This window comes from Sphingomonas sp. T1, assembly GCF_902506585.1.
In the GTDB taxonomy this organism is placed as follows: domain Bacteria; phylum Pseudomonadota; class Alphaproteobacteria; order Sphingomonadales; family Sphingomonadaceae; genus Sphingomonas; species Sphingomonas aerolata.
Genome location: NZ_LR733875.1, coordinates 1239636 through 1255507, shown reverse-complemented (window position 1 = coordinate 1255507; position 15872 = coordinate 1239636). Strand labels below are relative to the sequence as shown.

The 15872-nt window shown below is 61.5% G+C and carries 14 protein-coding genes; 10 read left to right on the top strand and 4 right to left on the bottom strand.

All coding sequences use genetic code 11. The features are described from left to right. Nucleotides 1-93 precede the first annotated feature (93 nt). Both GV027_RS05600 and GV027_RS05595 read right to left on the bottom strand, forming a co-directional pair. On the bottom strand, nucleotides 94-1023 hold the full coding sequence (locus GV027_RS05600; RefSeq protein ID WP_159511230.1) for an AEC family transporter: 930 nt from the start codon (nucleotides 1021-1023) through the stop codon (nucleotides 94-96). Next, nucleotides 1020-2513, bottom strand: a complete 1494-nt coding sequence (locus GV027_RS05595; RefSeq protein WP_159511229.1) for an FAD/NAD(P)-binding protein — start codon at nucleotides 2511-2513, stop codon at nucleotides 1020-1022. Before GV027_RS05595 ends, GV027_RS05600 begins: the two co-directional genes overlap by 4 nt. A gap of 247 nt (nucleotides 2514-2760) precedes the next feature. Here GV027_RS05595 and GV027_RS05590 point away from each other — a divergent pair, with 247 nt between their 5' ends. Then, complete coding sequence (locus GV027_RS05590; RefSeq protein ID WP_159511228.1) at nucleotides 2761-4032, top strand: PQQ-dependent sugar dehydrogenase; 1272 nt, start codon at nucleotides 2761-2763, stop codon at nucleotides 4030-4032. Next, nucleotides 4029-4907, top strand: a complete 879-nt coding sequence (locus GV027_RS05585; RefSeq protein WP_159511227.1) for a hypothetical protein — start codon at nucleotides 4029-4031, stop codon at nucleotides 4905-4907. Before GV027_RS05590 ends, GV027_RS05585 begins: the two co-directional genes overlap by 4 nt. A gap of 490 nt (nucleotides 4908-5397) precedes the next feature. Here the strand turns inward: GV027_RS05585 and GV027_RS05580 are convergent, their stop codons facing one another. Together GV027_RS05580 and GV027_RS05575 are read right to left on the bottom strand one after the other, a co-directional pair. Then, nucleotides 5398-5823 carry a hypothetical protein gene (locus GV027_RS05580; RefSeq protein ID WP_128082073.1) on the bottom strand — a complete coding sequence of 142 codons (426 nt, stop codon included), beginning with the start codon at nucleotides 5821-5823 and terminating at the stop codon, nucleotides 5398-5400. A gap of 366 nt (nucleotides 5824-6189) precedes the next feature. Then, a complete protein-coding gene (locus GV027_RS05575) occupies nucleotides 6190-6741 on the bottom strand; it encodes an FxDxF family PEP-CTERM protein (protein ID WP_159511226.1) in 552 nt (183 codons plus the stop codon). A 400-nt stretch (nucleotides 6742-7141) separates the two neighbouring features. Between GV027_RS05575 and xrtV the strand changes: the two genes are divergently transcribed. The 8 genes from xrtV to GV027_RS05530 all read left to right on the top strand — a co-directional run bounded on the left by xrtV (nucleotide 7142) and on the right by GV027_RS05530 (nucleotide 15802). Beyond that, complete coding sequence (gene xrtV / locus GV027_RS05570) at nucleotides 7142-8035, top strand: exosortase V (protein WP_236559056.1); 894 nt, start codon at nucleotides 7142-7144, stop codon at nucleotides 8033-8035. Between the two features lie 4 nt (nucleotides 8036-8039). Then, nucleotides 8040-8729 carry an exosortase-associated protein EpsI, V-type gene (epsI, locus tag GV027_RS05565; protein ID WP_159511224.1) on the top strand — a complete coding sequence of 230 codons (690 nt, stop codon included), beginning with the start codon at nucleotides 8040-8042 and terminating at the stop codon, nucleotides 8727-8729. Between the two features lie 257 nt (nucleotides 8730-8986). Continuing rightward, the gene (locus GV027_RS05560) at nucleotides 8987-9847 is read left to right on the top strand and encodes a hypothetical protein (RefSeq protein ID WP_159511223.1); all 861 of its coding nucleotides are present in this window, start codon (nucleotides 8987-8989) and stop codon (nucleotides 9845-9847) included. 1402 nt (nucleotides 9848-11249) lie between these two features. Then, complete coding sequence (locus tag GV027_RS05555; RefSeq protein WP_159511222.1) at nucleotides 11250-12266, top strand: endonuclease/exonuclease/phosphatase family protein; 1017 nt, start codon at nucleotides 11250-11252, stop codon at nucleotides 12264-12266. Between the two features lie 119 nt (nucleotides 12267-12385). After that, a complete protein-coding gene (locus GV027_RS21865; RefSeq protein ID WP_443029520.1) occupies nucleotides 12386-12676 on the top strand; it encodes a hypothetical protein in 291 nt (96 codons plus the stop codon). 88 nt (nucleotides 12677-12764) lie between these two features. Further along, nucleotides 12765-14072 (top strand): mechanosensitive ion channel family protein, encoded by a 1308-nt coding sequence (locus GV027_RS05545; protein WP_159511221.1) that lies wholly within the window; start codon nucleotides 12765-12767, stop codon nucleotides 14070-14072. Nucleotides 14073-14284: 212 nt separating this feature from the next. Continuing rightward, a complete protein-coding gene (locus GV027_RS05540; RefSeq protein ID WP_159512749.1) occupies nucleotides 14285-15307 on the top strand; it encodes a potassium channel family protein in 1023 nt (340 codons plus the stop codon). A gap of 171 nt (nucleotides 15308-15478) precedes the next feature. Next, nucleotides 15479-15802: a glycoside hydrolase family 97 N-terminal domain-containing protein gene (locus GV027_RS05530; protein ID WP_031393058.1), complete on the top strand. Its 324-nt coding sequence runs from the start codon at nucleotides 15479-15481 to the stop codon at nucleotides 15800-15802. Nucleotides 15803-15872: the final 70 nt, after the last annotated feature.

Below are 15872 nucleotides of genomic sequence, written 5' to 3'. Positions count from 1 at the left end.
GATGCGTGACATCCAAAGCGCCAAGTGACTGTGTCTGTTCCGGATACTACCGAGATTGTTTCAGGGGGCGCACCGCAGTGCTTTGCGCAATCCCTAACTCGGTATCGCCGAGTGAGACACGCCGACGACCAGCAGGACGAGCATCAGCGAGACGACGCTCGACAGTGCGACGAGGACGGCCGCGGCCTTGCGGTTCGTGTCGAGAAGGGTCGCGAACAGCGTGACGTTGCTCGCGATCGGGAACAGCGCGATCAGCCCGACGATGACGCGGTCGCGGGGTGCGAGGATGCCGATGAACGCGGCTTCGAGCGCAAGTGCGGTGGCGATCAGCACGAGTCCGCTGGCCTGCCTGACGCCGAGGATCCGCGTCATCATCCGGGGCCGCCAGTCGTCGCGGCCGGTCTCTGCAAGGTTGAGGCCGATGACCGCCATGCCGAGAACCGACACCAGCGTACCGGCAACCGACAGGATGGGTGACGCCGCCTCGGGCATCGTGACACCCGCCGATTTCGCGATGATCGCGCCGACGATCACATAGACGACGGGCACGCGCAGCGCCTTGGTCGCGGCCTTGCGCGTACCCTCCTTGGTCCGCGCGATCAGGAAATAGCCGATCGTGTCGCCGTACAGCGCGCTGCCGATATAGGCGCAGATCACCGTCGAGACGCCGACCTCGCCGAACAGCGCCTGGCTGACCGGCACGCCGAAGAACGCGACGTTGAAGAACGAGAAGGACGCCGACAGCAATTTGGGATCGAAATCGTCGCCGAGCCGCTTGGCCAACCGGTGGGCAGGGATGCTCATCAGCGCGGCGACCCCGAACATCAGCGGGGGGATCACCAGCAACTGGTGCGTTTCCGCGCCGAGCACCTTGTCGATGACCAGCAACGGGATGAGGCCGAAGACGAGGATGGTCGAGAACAGCTTCGCCGCCCAGGGCACGCGCGCGCCAACGCCCCAGGCGAGCAGGATCACGCCATAAAGCGGCAGTAGTGCCGCCGCGATGTTGCCGAGCGCGCTCATTGCTGGCGCAGGATATCGTCGATCGCGCGGCCCGCGCACTCGACATTGAACCAGACCGCGTTGGTGTCGCGCAACTCGCCGTTGAGCAACTGGCCGAGTGCGTAGATGCGTGGTGCGTCTCGGCTGGCCGATATGATCCGGCAGGTCGCGCGGTGTGCGATGGCACCACCGACCGGGTGTGGTTGCAGCCAGTCCTTGGCGAGCAGATCCTTGACGAGCGTTTCCTTCATCTCGGCAAGGGTGGTCGCCTGGCCGGTGGCGTTGACGACGACCGGCGTCTCGAGCGTCTCGCCCGCCGTGAACCGGACGACGAAGCCGCTGCCGGTCGGGTTGGCGACGGTTTCATCGACCCGCCCGCGGACGCTGAGCTGCCCGCGCGTCATCGCCTCGGCGAGGCGCCGCGCGTTCACCATCGGCGTGACGAACCGCGCTGCGGCGAAATGCGGCGCCAGCCATTGGCCGAACCGTTTCTGGTCGGCAGGTCGCAACAGGTTCCAGATCGCGGTGGAATCATGGCGGGCGGCGGTCAAGATGCGCTGGAACGGCTCGTCGCCGGCCTCCGCGGCGGCGATGTCGTGTAGCAGTGCGGCTTGGGCGTCACCGTCGGCGCGATCCTCGGCCTGCCAGTCGATCGTCCGTCCCGCGGCAGTCTCGGCCTCGATGCGGAAGAGGCGGAACAGGTCCACGACCGAGAAGGCGGCGCCGCGTTCGCGGATATGCCGGTGGACGTTTTCAAGCGTGAGATGCTGGCGGTCATACCCCGTCTCGGGTGCGGGAATTTCGACACGCGGCAGTAGGCCTTCCTTCGAAATCAGGTGGATATGTCCGCGGTGCCCTTCGTCGAGCAGCGTCATCACCGCGTCGATTGCGCTGAGGCGGCTGCCGAGGATGACGACGGACTGATCGCTGTCGATACCCCTGATCATGCGATCGGCGGGGTAGGGCGAGTCGAAATAGCCGGGCTTGCCGTTCAGGGTGCCGAACCGGTCGGGATCGGGCGTGCCGATCGTCAGAAGAACGACGTCCGTCGCGACCGTCGATCCGTCCGAGAACGTGATGGTCGCCGCATCATGGTCGCCCTCGATGCTGACGGCTTCCTGATGGTGGATACGAACGTCGATCCTCGCGCGCCGGGCCTGGTCGAGCGCCTGGTCGAGGACCTCCTGCATGTAGAGGCGATATTCACGGCGCTCGGGGTATTCGACGCCATCGGGATCGAGCGGCGTCCCGGCTGCCGCGCGCCGTGCCTCGAGCCAGGTCCGGAAGTGACCCGGCTCGCGGTCATAGAGCCCCATGAGACGGGATTCGGTGTTCAGGCGATGCCCCGGCTGTTCCGTGCCGAAGGCCAGACCGCGCGCAAGCTCGTCGTCCCGCTCGACCAGATGGAGGATCCATCCGTCGCCCGGATCATAGCATAATCGCGTGACGGCTTCGGCGAAGGCGGCAACGCCGCAGGCGCCCATGCCGATAATAGTCAATGTTTTCGGCATGATATCCCATTCTCTGACGAACGGCGACAACGCGCGGGCGCTATATGGTGCCACGGCCGAGATGAAAATTTTGTCATGTCGGCGGCAGCTCGCTCCGGCGGCGGTTCGGTGGCTTCGCGGTGGTGACCGGGGGGCGTTGCCGAGGAAAGCGGTCGCGACATCGCCAAATTAATCCGCGGCGCTGGTAGCCTCATGGATATCGTTGATTGTGAGAGGGTTACACTCTTGTCATGTTCCGGGAGACATTATGAGGACGATCCTTGCCGCCGTCAGCGCATCGGGTTTGGCAGCTGGCGCGATGGCGCAGACCCCACCGCCGGTGCTGGGTCTGAAGACGCAGGCCGAGCCCTATGCGACTGCGTCCGTGGTCAACCACCCGAAGACGATCGGCTGGCCCGACGGGCGCAAACCCGTGGCGCCGCGAGGGTATGAGGTCATCAAGTTTGCGGGCGGTCTGGACTATCCGCGTCAGGCGCTGCTGCTGCCCAATGGCGACATGCTGGTCGCGGAGGCGCGCACGAAGCCCAAACTGGATGCCGAGCCCGACGTCGAGCGTGGCCAGGCGCTGTCGAAGACGACGGGTTTCAGCGCCAACCGTATCACCCTGTTGCGCGACGCGAACCGCGACGGAGTCGCGGAGCAGCGTTTCGTGCTGATCGACGGGCTCAACCAGCCGTTCGGGATGCAATATGCGAACGGGCGGCTGTACGTCGCCAATACCGACGGCGTCGTCAGCGTTCCGTTTTCGCCCGGCCAGACGCGCGTGACCGCAACCCCGCAGCCGCTCGTGTCGCTGCCCGCGGGGGGCTACAACAATCACTGGACGCGCAACCTGTTGCTGAGCGCCGATGCGCGGACGCTGTACGTATCGGTCGGTTCCGCCTCGAATGTCGGCGAGCATGGCATGGACGAGGAGAAGCGACGAGCGGCCATCCTCGCGATCGATCTGCGTAGCGGGCGCGAGCGTCTCTACGCGTCGGGGCTTCGCAACCCGGTCGGCATGGCCTGGGCACCCGGCACGAACATTCTATGGGCGGCGGTTAACGAACGCGACCAGCTCGGCGACGATATCGCACCCGACTATCTCGTCGGCGTTCGCGACGGCGGGTTCTATGGATGGCCTTACAGCTATTACGGCAAGCAGGATCCGCGTCACGCCAATACCAAGCGCGAGTTGCTGGCGACGACGTTGCTTCCCGACGTTGCCGTGGGGCCGCATGCCGCGGCGCTGGGCGTGGCGTTCGCCAAGGGAACGTCCGCTACGCAACAGGTCGCCTATGTTGCGCGGCACGGATCGTGGAACCGGTCCGCGTTCATCGGCTATGATGTCCTCGCGGTCCCCTTTGCCAATGGCAGGCCGACTGCCGCCCCGCAGCCATTCCTGACGGGGTTCGTCGCGAACGAAAAGTCGGGCGAAGTCTATGGTCGACCGGCGAGCGTGCAGACGCGCGACGATGGCGCGATCTTCGTCGTCGACGATGCCGGGGATACCATCTGGCTGGTGCGACGCACCGCGTGACCGCCAAGGCGCTGATCGGTCTGGCGGCGATGTGTGCGTGTGTCGACGCGTCCCACGCGTCGGCGCAGACCGTACCGTTCATCGATACCGAAGACGCGACGCTGTCGGAGGTCGATGTCGGCGATGGGACGGTCCATCCGATTGTCACGGTCGACGTCCGCAACGGCGATTATGCGCGCGGCGCCTATGACGAAGATGATGCCGGCCTTGGCAGAGTCCCGGTCCATCTCTCGGTCGGCGGTGCCGCGGTGCTGACGCGCCGCGCGGACGGGCAGGGCGCCCTGTTCCTGGTCGGGCAAAGCTCGAACGGCTTTCACGCGGCGCGCGCCGATGAGCGGTCGCGCCCGCGCAGCTGGTATGAAAGCAACACGATCGTCGCTCTTGCATGGCGGCCTGTCGATGGGCTCTCCACCGCTGCGGCCTATGCCATCAAGGCCAGCCCCAACGGGGTGGCGAGCACGACCCACGAGGCCAGCCTGACGATCCTCTACACCGGCGATAACGCAGTGGGATTTCTCGCGCCGCGTTTCGCCGCGACGAAGCGGACCAAAGGCGAGGGGGGTTTTTACACGATCGCCGGCATCGCCCCCGCCTTTGCACTGACACGGGGAAAGGATGGCCCGACGCTCACGGTGCCGGTCTCGGCCGGTGTCGGCTGGCGGGGCTTCTATGCAGCGGACAGCGGCGACAGGGTATATGGCAGCGCCGGGGTGGCGGTCGCGCAGCCCGTCAAGATCGCCGGCGCCACGGCATCGTTGCAGGGCGAAATCCTCGCCGTGGTCCGTGACCATCAGCTGGCCCGGCTCGACGCTCCCGGTGGCACGACCGCCGATGTCGTGCCGTTGGCGACCCTGTCGATCACCATGGCCTGGTGACTTCCGCGCGCAAGCGGTTGCCGCCTCCCATTTTGGCGGCGAGGCTCGGGCGCCCTGTTCACGGGTGAAGGCTCTGAGAGCGTCAGTGCATCATCATACGCGCAGCAAATTGAAATTCACAATTTGCGGTTAATGCACTTTAAACCGCTTGCAGTCGCAATTACGAAATGAATTTGCTGCATATGTCTCCTTGTCGAAAGACAGACACTTTTTCAATGAGGGGGATTCACATGCGCTACTGGCCAATCGGCAAGCCCATCCGGGGCTAAACAGTCCACATCCTGTGTTCTTATATTCTTTTAATTAACGCATCCTGCACGGCATAATGCAATGTGTTACTAGAGAAATAGTAAGGCGTACAGGAGTGATGACTGGCAAATATTGTCATGAATAAAATCATGAGCCAATTTGCGATATTGGAATACCGTGAAGCCCGATAACGGCTAAACTCGAAAATGCCCGGCTTACCAAGCCGGGCATTTTTTTGCCATCAAGACCTGGCCATAGCCTTTACCGGCATCTCAAAGGTGAATGCCCGGGGAACAAGCCCAAGTACTTTTACAGCCTTTTGCATGGCTTCGTTATGCGTCGATATCGTGAAGTGGATTTCGGTGAACCAACCGTTCAGATGAGTTTTCCGAAATCGCGATAGCACGGCAGCAAAGGCTGCGGGAGCGGTAGGCGAACCCCACGCGAACGTAATTGTGAGCGTTCGATCATCATGGTCCTCGCCCCAATTGATACCGCCAACGCACGTTCCGCTTTCGTCAAAAGCCAGAATTGCGGGATGATCCCATTTGCATGGGGGATATCTCAGCCAGCCATTCTGCTGATGATCAACACCCGCGGCGTAGGCAGCTCTCAGGCCTTCTTTGCTGTGTGCAAGTTTGGTAACATGCTCCAACCGTAAACTCATGTTACAGCTCTCCGCCTGTACTTGAGGATCTAAAGATCGCAGAACGGCGCACAAGGGTGCTCATTGCCACTCGCAGCCGCCTACCTGGCTGGGAGCGGTTGTCGACCGATCGGTGCCGATACCAGGCCTTGTGCTTAGTAACTGGCGGCATCCATTCAGGCGCGTTCGCGATCTCGGGGTTTGTGCCTTTGGGCGCAGCATGGACCATCCCGCCTGCCCAAGTATCGATCAACGGCGCTGGTCGCGCCGCATGGATCCTTTCGTCGACCCGTCCGCGCCGTAGACTAAACAAAAACAGCCGCCAACCTCGAAAGGTTGACGGCTGCCTTCACACAGATGGGCGCTGGGACCAGCTGTGAAATGCGCTTAGGCGAATGCGATCTTCGCCTGGCGACGACGAACGCGCATCGATGCGCCGATGCCGCCGATACCGAACAGCATGATTGCCCAGGTGCCAGCCTCGGGAACTGCTGCCGTCGGCTCGAAGGTTGCGGTGCCGGCATAGGAGCCGTTGCCACGCGACATGCCGTTGACGACGATCTTGTTCGTCGCACCCGATGTGATCGCAACGTTGTTGATCTCGAAGAACTCGGCGTTGCCGACGATGGTCTTCGTGGCTGCGAAGCCATTGATGAACACCGACAGGATGTCGAGATCGGTCGAGCTCGTCAGGCGCGTGGTGTTCGTGCTCAGCGTGCCGCTGGCCAGACCAGTCTGATCGATGATGAAGTTGAAGGTATCCGTGAACATGCCCGACGCAATGCCCGAACGACCGAAGTCTGCCGAAACAGTACCGTCCGTGATGTCACCGCTTACGGTGAACTCGGGGTTGCCCGGAACGAAATCCGCTGCGTGAGCTGCAGGGGCCATCGCGAAAGCCGATGCGAATGCCATGGTCGAGAGTAGTAGACGCTTCATGATGGTTCCCTCTATTTGATACTTAACAAGCTGTTACCGGGGGGCATGGCGATTCGCAAACCGATATAACGCTGAGATTTCCCCATGATCTCAATAATGTCCAAGTTTGGGACAATCGGCCTTCCTTCGTCGCAGACGGGGCCGGAAGGCACGTTCCGCTTCGAGCACCGCTAGGCCTTATGCTCTCCTGGGGGCCGGCCCCCAGGCAGCCGGAAAGCGCGGTTTCGGCGCATGGGCGCGCGCTGCTTGATAGGGGCGGTATGGCCTCGCCTTGTCCCGGGGCGATACGGGTGGCCTATCAATGGTGCGGGCGATGGCATTCTCGGCGATCGTGGCGATGGCTTTGAATATTGGGTAAAAGACGCTAGCCTTACCGCTCATAAGTCGTCGGGAGAAATGCGTGATACGGGTAGAGGCGCGGCCGCAGCCAAGCGGGTCGTGGACTGACGTCGGTAGCGGCCTGGCGCGCTGGACAGCGCGGTGGTGGCCGCTTCTGATAGGATTGGCGTGCCTCATCCTGCCGACAGTGAGCCGGCTGGCGACCGTCAGCTGGTCCACCGAACAGGGCGCGCACGGGCCCATTATCTTCATTTCCGCGCTCTGGCTGATCTGGCGTGCGCGGCCGTGGGAGGTCGCCAAGCGCCAATCCTTCCTTCCTGTCGGCTTGCTGCTGGTCCCCGCGCTGCTCCTCTATTCCGTAGGGCGAATTACCAGCATCTTGGCGATCGAGGCTCTGTCCCTCTACACCGTGATCGTAGTATTATTATGGACTTATCTCGGTAAGGAGGCGCTCAAGAGGCTGTGGTTCCCTTTGGTGTACCTGCTGTTCATCATCACGCCGCCGGAGAACTGGGTTTTCGTCGCTACGCGTCCCATCAAGGACTTGATCTCCGATGCTTCCGTAAACTTGCTGGCCGCATTCGGTCTGCCCATCGGGAGTACCGGAACGGTCATCCAGATTGGCGGATATCAGTTGCTGGTCGCAACGGCGTGTTCCGGGATAAATTCCCTGATCGGCATTTGTGCGTTGGGCGTTTTCTACGTCTATCTGCGGCATGGCAATGCGCCTCGCTACGCGCTCTTGCTGATATCGCTGATGATACCATTGGCTATAGCGGCAAACTTTCTGCGTATCATCATCTTGGTGCTAATGACCTATTACATCTCGGAAGAGGCCGCGCAGGGTCTGGCGCACGAGCTGGTCGGCATGGGCATGTTTATCCTGGCATTGCTTATGCTGCTGGGACTGGATGCGGTGCTGCATCCTATTGTTTCACGTTGGGCCCGAAAGTAACGACATGACAATCGCTCGATTTACTCGACGAGAAGCTGCCCTGGGTCTCGCCTTCGGCATAACCGCAGGCGTCACCTATTCTCGACGCCCTACCGAGCTTGTCGTTGCCATTCCTTCCGGAAACCTGAACGACGCCATTCCAAAGCAAGCAGCCCCTTGGGCGATGGTGCCGGATGTCAGCTTTGTTCTACCCCCCGAGGATGAAGCAAAAGCGGCAGCCGTCTATGAGAAGCAGCTGATGCGCAGTTACGGTGCCGATGGCGCTCCGCCCATCATGCTTTTGATCGCCTATGCGTATCGGCAGAGCGGCATGTTGATGGTGCATCGTCCTGAGTCCTGCTACCCCGGATCCGGTTTTACGATCACCGATATACGAGACGTGGATATTCCTCTGGGCAAAGGCATCAGTGCACCAGGGCGCTTCCTAACGACCGTGCGCGATACCCGTACAGAGCAGGTTCTTTATTGGACTCGACTGGGGAATCGTTTCCCGGTGTCGTGGGACGATCAGCGACGGTCCATCGCAATGCAGAACCTGGCCGGCCTTGTCCCAGATGGGGCGTTGATACGATTTTCGATCATCGATCCGGATGCCAACGCTGCAGAGGCAACCATGATGGGCTTTGCGAAAACATTGTTCGAGTCCTGCGGCCCCTCCGGCCGCGCACTTCTCGCTGGCCCGATCAACGCATAGGCGATGGCGGTCGCAAGGCACTGAATATATCGTCAAGTCTCGCCGCGACCATAATATGGCGGGAGCGGCAGCGCCCTCATTCTCACGTCACTTGCTCAGCGCGGACAGCAAATAGCACCACACCGTATCAATCGGCTTTTCATCCATCGATCGCCGCAGGTATAAATCGCGCAAGCCCCGCAAAAATCACGACGCTTAGCCAGTTCTATACGGTTCCCATCTCGTTTCCTTCTGCATTATGTCTAAGGTAATTGCTTATGTCAGCATCCTCCAGGTTCTTCATCACCAAGCGGCAAACCCTGTCTGCCGCAGCACTCGCACTCACGCTGGCGGCAGCGGCCTGTAATAAGGCCGGACCGAGCGGTCAGACGGTTGCTACGGTCGATGGCGAAGCCATCACGCAAAGCGAACTCAATTTCGAGCTGGGGTTGAGCGGGGCCAACGCGCAAAACTCGAAAGACCTTCAGCCAAAGGCCCTGCAGGCCCTTATCGATCGAAAGCTGGTCATCCAGGCCGGCGAGCGTGATGGTCTTTACAAGAAGCCGAACGCTGTTCTTGCCGTGGAGCGTGCCAAAAATATCGTGATGGCGAACCTTGCGTTGCAATCGGTCGCAGCAGGTGTGCCTCAACCGGTCACGACGCGCGACGTCGAGACGTATCTAGCGAAGCATCCCGAACTGAGTAGGGAGCGCCGGACACTGTCGGTGGAACAGATTCGTTTTCCAGCACCAAATAATCCGAGCCTGATCGCGGCTATGAAGCCGGCAAAGACACTGGCGGAATTGACAGCAGTTCTGGATAGCCGGGGCGTGAGCTATCAGCGGGCAACGGTGGAGCTCGACAGCGCAAGTCTGGATCGTAACGCACTCGGTCGATTGATGACGACGGTGAACGGTGAGCCACTAGTTATTCTCGAAGGTGCAACGGCGATCGCCAATCATGTCATAAGCGTCCGTCCAGCCGAAGCGAGCTCTGCTGCTATCAATGAACTCGCCAAGCAGGGGATCGCACGTGACCGCATCCAGGCAGGCATCGTTCAGCATCAGGCGGCGCTGCGGAACGCGGCGAAGATCGAGTATGCCAAACCCCTCGATCCCAAGGCGAAGGCTTCTCAGTAATTCCTATTGAAGGCTCTTTCGATCGGCGCCCGTTGGCGCGGAGTGCGTCAGCCTCCGCTACAACGGGCAAGGACGTGCCGCTGACGTCCGCGACAGAGGGGACTCTGCGGATCTGACATGCCGCTGGGTGAAGTTTCGTCTGAGGGCGGCAGCGTCGCGGACGCATGCGGGCGCGGCCGCGATGATGCCGTGTCGACTCTATGTCAGGCAAGTGTCGCCGGCTTGGATAGGACCGGCGGACGTATCGCGGTTCACACCGTTTGCTGGTGGACGTCCCGGTGCGATCAGGCCGTCGTTCACGCCGCCGCACCGACCCGCGGCGCGATCGTGATACGTAAAATGATGAACTTGTATCGCCCGAAGTCTGGTGAACTGACCGCTTTGCGGTTCGGTAAGGTCGCGCCGATGCGGACCAAGAGTGCCTCGCCGCCTTTGCGTGCGATCCTGCCTACGCGCTGGAAAGCAGCGAGTACTTATTCTCGGTGTGTATCAAGGTGAGTTCAAGTACGGCGTTCACTCTGTCGAGCAGCGTCAGCCACCTGATAAGATCCGCGAATTAGCGCTGGGTGAAAGGGCCCTGAAGAGCCATCGGCGCCGTCATTCGGCGCTAAATTACCGGTTACCGCGCAATGTGGGCAGCAGGAGGTAAAGATGATTTAGATTATGGTCGGCAGAGCATGTCTCATACCTGGCGCCAACATCTTCGGTATCATCACAGCAACCCTAAGGCGGCTGAAAACCGTCAGACAGGCTATTCCGATCCAGAAGTTATCCGGGATAAGAAACCAGAAGCCGTCGCTTGTCGCAAGAATGAATCTTTTCCAGTCGATTCATCATAACGTAAAAAAACTGTAACAATTTTATCAATGCCATAGCATGCAAAAACAAAGGACGACCCACTATCAGATAGCGAGTCGTCCTTTATGTTCGACTTAACCCTTGAAAGGCTTGCCGTTCTGCCAATAACGCATAAAATTTCCTTTGAGTTAAATGGATTATGCTGCCGCCCCGCGGCAAGACCGTCCTGCCCGGTCGTGGTTAATATGGCAATCTACTAAAACCGAGTCGGGATCCAATATTCGTTGAACAGAGCGTTTTGGCCGACGAATCGGTGGAACTCCCGTTACTAGGGTGACGACTCGTTAATCAGTGTTACACCAGGCCCGTGGTGGCGAGGTCGATTGCGGAGAGGAAGGCTTTCGGGCATCGATCGTCGCGACTGACGCCGCCGCGCCCGTTCCTCAAACGACCGAACATGGCCGCGATACGGCTCCGGCTTCGGCAGCAGCGCCGGCGATATCTCGGCCTGAAGGTTATAGGGCTTGGTCGAAGGCAAGGCCGCTCTTAGGCATCAGGAATGCGGCTAGCTACATTTCCGATCCGTGCCCTCACAGGCGTATTGATGCTCGTAACCGGGCTCAGCATCATCGAGTCCAATGAATGGTGGATCAGGATCTGGGACTTTCCCCGGGTTCAGATACTCGGCCTCCTGCTGTTGGGCGGAGGCCTGGCGCTGTGGCTGGATCGGCAGGCAGGACGATGGATCGCGTTGGGGTGCGCCGTCGCAGCTGGGTGGCAACTCTATCGCATCTATCCGTATACACCGCTTGCCAAGACGGAGCTGGCCTTTGCGGATGATGCCTCAACCGCGCAGAGCCGGTGTTTCGGCGTCCTTTCGCTGAACGTGTTGGAGTCCAATCGAGACTATGGGCGAACGGCGCGGCTGATCGATCGGGTTCGGCCCGATATCCTGCTATTGATGGAAACCGACCAGCGCTGGGCCGACGCATTGGCCAAGCAGCTTGCGCGCTATCCACACCGGCTCGAACAACCGATCGGCAATACCTACGGCATGATCTTCGCCACGCGGCTGCCGATGCGCGATGGGCGGATCGAAACGATCGCACAAAAGGATACGCCGTCGGTCCATGCGGAGCTGACGGCCGGTGATCGATTTCGCGTGATAGCGCTTCACCCGCGCCCGCCCGTTCCGGGACAGGATACCGAGGCACGCGACGCCGAGATCGCGATCGCGGCGAGTCGCGCCGCCCGTACGAAGCTACCAGTATTGGCCATCGGCGACTTCAACGATGTTGCATGGTCGCACACCTCGCAGCTGTTCAAACGCGTCGGAGGCTATCTCGACGCTCGGATCGGCCGGGGCACGTTCGCGACCTTCCCCGCGCGCACGCCGCTGCTCGGTTGGCCGCTCGACCACATGTTCGTCACACCCGAGTTCAAGGTGCATAGCCTGGAGGTGCTGGAAGATGTGGGTTCAGACCATCTTCCGATACATTCGCGTCTTTGCCTGACCGGCCGGTCAGGCGCCAACAAGGCGCCTGACGCAGTGTCGAACGAAGACCGCAAGGACGTAAAGGAGGTCCTCGAGGAGTATCACGAGGACCGGCGCGAACGGTAAGCCAAGCTCACCGATTTGACGTACGTGATTGGGGCAGAGCCGTTGCACGACGACCAGCTCAAGACACTGGTATCTGGCGAACGGCTTTGGCGTCGCATGACAGGGCAGGGGGCACAGAGATGGTGCCGATCAATCGCCGGGCAATTCTCCAGCGTGTTGAGCAGCACCCCGATCGTCGTGCTGACCGCCCCGTCGTCAAGGATGTCGCCGCGAGCTTGCAGCTATCGGCCAAGCGCTATCTGATGCCGCCATCCTACATCGCGATCCTTGGCGGTTGCTGCACGTTGCTCGGAACCTCGACCAACCTTCTGGTCGACGACATGACGCGCATTGCCGGGCAACTCGCCCGTGCTTCGCGCTGCTTCACCAGCGATCCCTTGCCCGGAATGGCGCAAACGGCACGGCGGTAACGCGCATGACGTACAAGGGCTGACCGGGGTGCCAAGTCCGTTTAACAGGGATCCGGCGACCAGATGGGAATGACGCTGGGATTGTCGGGTGACCGACGCCGACGAGATGGCATTGGAGAACCGGTTGGAACATGATGCCTGGTGGCAGACCTATCTGGATCAATGGACGGCGTTCCCGTTTCATGACCTGATCGCGGCTGTCGCGATCCTGAGCACGGCCCTTCTGCTGGGTATCGTTGCAGCGCGTCTTGCCTGTAGATACCTCCTGCCGGCCTTGGCGCCGCGCCACGCCGACGTGGTCGCGCCGCGCCTGATGGCGATTACCCGCGCCGGCGTGACGGCGCTGGTCCTGACGGCGTTTCTTGGCGTTCGGGGGCTTAACCCCGGCGCCGATCTTCTGCTTGCGGCGGGTCTCGGCATCGCGGTCGCGGCGCTGGCCTATCAATTCGGCCGTGCGCTCGGTCTTCGGAGCCGACCGGCGTCGCTGATTGCCGCCACCCTGTTTCTCATCGTGCTGGCAAGTCGACTGGGGGGCCTGACCCCGTTGATCGCGGGGCTGGACCGCGCGAGCATGGGGGTCGGCAGCCGCCGCATCTCGCTGCTCGACATCGTCAACGCGGTCGGCTTGTCGCTCCTGCTGTTCCTCGCCGCGCGCGCGCTGCTCGGGCTGATCCTGCGCTGGATCGGGCAGGCCCGGCTGCTCGACGCGGCGCAACGCGTGCTGTTCCAGAAACTCGCTCAGATTGCGGTCGTCACCGTCGCGATCTTCGTCGGTATCGATCTCCTCGGCATCGATCTCACGGCGCTGGCCGTGTTCTCCGGGGCGTTCGGGCTCGCGATCGGTTTCGGCTTGCAGAAAACGCTCGGCAATCTGATCGCGGGCCTCATCCTGCTGCTCGACCGATCGATCAAGCCCGGCGACGTCATCGCGGTCGGCGATACCTTCGGCTGGGTCAACAAGATCGGCGTTCGTGCGGTCTCTGTCCTGACCCGCGATGGCAAGGAGCATCTGATCCCGAACGAACGGCTGATGACCGACGAAGTGGAAAACTGGTCTTTCTCGAGCCGGGACGTCAGGGTCCATGTCGGGTTTCGGGTGTCGTTCGACTGCGATCTGCGACTGGCGCAGAGGCTTGCCGTCGAGGCAGCGTCCGTCTCGCCCCGTGTGCTGACCGAACCCGCCCCCGTCTGCTGGATCAAGGAATTCGGCGACAATGGGGTGGAATTCGACCTGCGGATCTGGATCGACAGCCCCGAGGCGGGGGTTGGGAACGTCACAAGCGACGTGTTCTTTCGCATCTGGGACCTGTTCAAGGAACATGGCGTCACCATCCCGGTGCCTCAGCGCGATCTCCGTTTTCATTCTCCATCGGGCGAGCAAACGCCCCCGGCCTAGGCCACCGCCGCAGTGATCAGGGCGCCCGTTCGATAAAGCGGGGCACTGCTCCGCAGCGTACGGCCCGGATCCTGCTCGGGATCCTCATGTCGATCCACCGTAAGCGATTGCAGACAGGCGCTGTCGAGAGTCTGTAACTCCCCCAAATGCCAACCAATCAAGCGGATCACCGAAAGACTTCACAGCGGCACTGCGGATGGGCAAGAGACGGCATGCACACTGACGATGCAGACACGGTGCACTATCGCCTGCGCCGCCAGAGCCGAACCCCGGCGTGGCTGGCCCTGTCGTGGCGGGCGCTGGTCGCGTTGGCGCTGATCGGCATCGCACTCGCGGTCCACTGGTTCGATCGCGGCGGGCTGCGGCAGAATTCGGGCGAGCCCGTGACCTTCGCCGACATCCTGTATTTCACGATGATTACCGTGACGACAGTCGGCTACGGCGACATCGTGCCTGTGACCCAGCAGGCGCGGATGTTCGATACCTTCGTCGTGACGCCGATCCGGCTCTTCGTATGGCTCATCTTTTTAGGTACCGCATATGATTTTCTGCTCAAGGGCGTCTGGGAGAAATGGCGCATGTCGGTGATCCAGCGACGTCTCGAAGACCATGTCGTGGTCGCCGGGTTCGGTACGAGCGGGTCTGAGGCCGTCAGCGAACTCATCCGTCGCGGCGCCGATCCGGGCATGATCGTCGTCGTCGACGAGCGCGCCGCGGCGTTACGCACAGCGGAGAGTTGCGGCACGACGGTGATGGAGGGAAACGCCACGCGCAACGCCGCGCTGGAGGCAGCCCGTCTCTCCAAGGCCCGCGCGCTCATCGTCTCCGCCGGCCGTGACGATACCTCGATCCTTATCGTACTGACAGCGCGGCGGATCGCGCCCGATCTACCGATCAGCGTGGTGATCCGGTCGGAGGACAATGAAGCGATTGCGCATCAGGCCGGCGCAAACGTCGTCATCAATCCTGCCAGCTTTGCCGGCCTTCTGCTCGCCGGGTCCACGCACGGCGCTCACACCGCCGAATACATGGCCGATCTTGCCGCGTCGGGCGGGCGTGTAGTCCTGCGGGAACGCGAGGTCGCTGCCGACGAGGTCGGCAAACCGCTTGCCGCCATCACCACCGGACTCGGCCACCGCATATATCGTGGGCATCAGGACTTCTGCTTCTGGGAACCCGAGGCCGCCCGTCTGGAAGCGGGCGATATTATCGTTGAGGTTGTCCCCCGGCGCTAAATTACCACCACGTGTCCGGCCAGCGCCTTTTTTTTGCGGGGGCACCTCGTCTACCGGGTCCATGGCGTTCTTCATCAAGATAGTGCGAGGCCTCGTTTCGATCGCCTGACGGCCGAACCGAAATCGTCGCCGGCCGGCTGAAAAATGGCGGATTGGCCGTTCGGATCCGGCATGATGATCGCGATGTCGTCGCCCCCTCGGATGTCGGCTTGCGGCCAGAGGGCGATGTACGGCCCCATGATCATCGAAGGCTCGGAGGCTGTTGTGTCGTCCAGCAACGGTAACGCGCGACACGGGGAATTGCTGGTCAGGGCGCGCGAACTCAATGGCGGTAAACGGGCACTTCTGCTGCGCCTGCGGGCCTATGATCAGGGCGCAGCGTTCAGGCTCGAGATTCCTGCCGAGCCAAGACAGGGAGAAATACGGCTTTCGTCCGAGACGACCGCGCTTCGCTTCCCGCGCGATACGCATGCCGAGGGCGAGACGTATCGATAACAAGTTTCCGACACCGTCCATCGCTTGTCGAGCTCAATCGACGCGCCGGCATAGAGGTCGGTTTCGTACC

Excerpts from the sequence above, each read along its gene's own strand:
- GV027_RS05600 (WP_159511230.1), bottom strand. The coding sequence starts at position 1,023 with ATGAGCGCGCTCGGCAACATCGCGGCGGCACTACTGCCGCTTTATGGC.
- GV027_RS05595 (WP_159511229.1), bottom strand. The coding sequence starts at position 2,513 with ATGCCGAAAACATTGACTATTATCGGCATGGGCGCCTGCGGCGTTGCC.
- GV027_RS05590 (WP_159511228.1), top strand. The coding sequence starts at position 2,761 with ATGAGGACGATCCTTGCCGCCGTCAGCGCATCGGGTTTGGCAGCTGGC.
- GV027_RS05580 (WP_128082073.1), bottom strand. The coding sequence starts at position 5,823 with ATGAGTTTACGGTTGGAGCATGTTACCAAACTTGCACACAGCAAAGAA.
- GV027_RS05575 (WP_159511226.1), bottom strand. The coding sequence starts at position 6,741 with ATGAAGCGTCTACTACTCTCGACCATGGCATTCGCATCGGCTTTCGCG.
- epsI (WP_159511224.1), top strand. The coding sequence starts at position 8,040 with ATGACAATCGCTCGATTTACTCGACGAGAAGCTGCCCTGGGTCTCGCC.
- GV027_RS05560 (WP_159511223.1), top strand. The coding sequence starts at position 8,987 with ATGTCAGCATCCTCCAGGTTCTTCATCACCAAGCGGCAAACCCTGTCT.
- GV027_RS05555 (WP_159511222.1), top strand. The coding sequence starts at position 11,250 with ATGCTCGTAACCGGGCTCAGCATCATCGAGTCCAATGAATGGTGGATC.
- GV027_RS21865 (WP_443029520.1), top strand. The coding sequence starts at position 12,386 with ATGGTGCCGATCAATCGCCGGGCAATTCTCCAGCGTGTTGAGCAGCAC.
- GV027_RS05540 (WP_159512749.1), top strand. The coding sequence starts at position 14,285 with ATGCACACTGACGATGCAGACACGGTGCACTATCGCCTGCGCCGCCAG.
- GV027_RS05530 (WP_031393058.1), top strand. The coding sequence starts at position 15,479 with ATGATGATCGCGATGTCGTCGCCCCCTCGGATGTCGGCTTGCGGCCAG.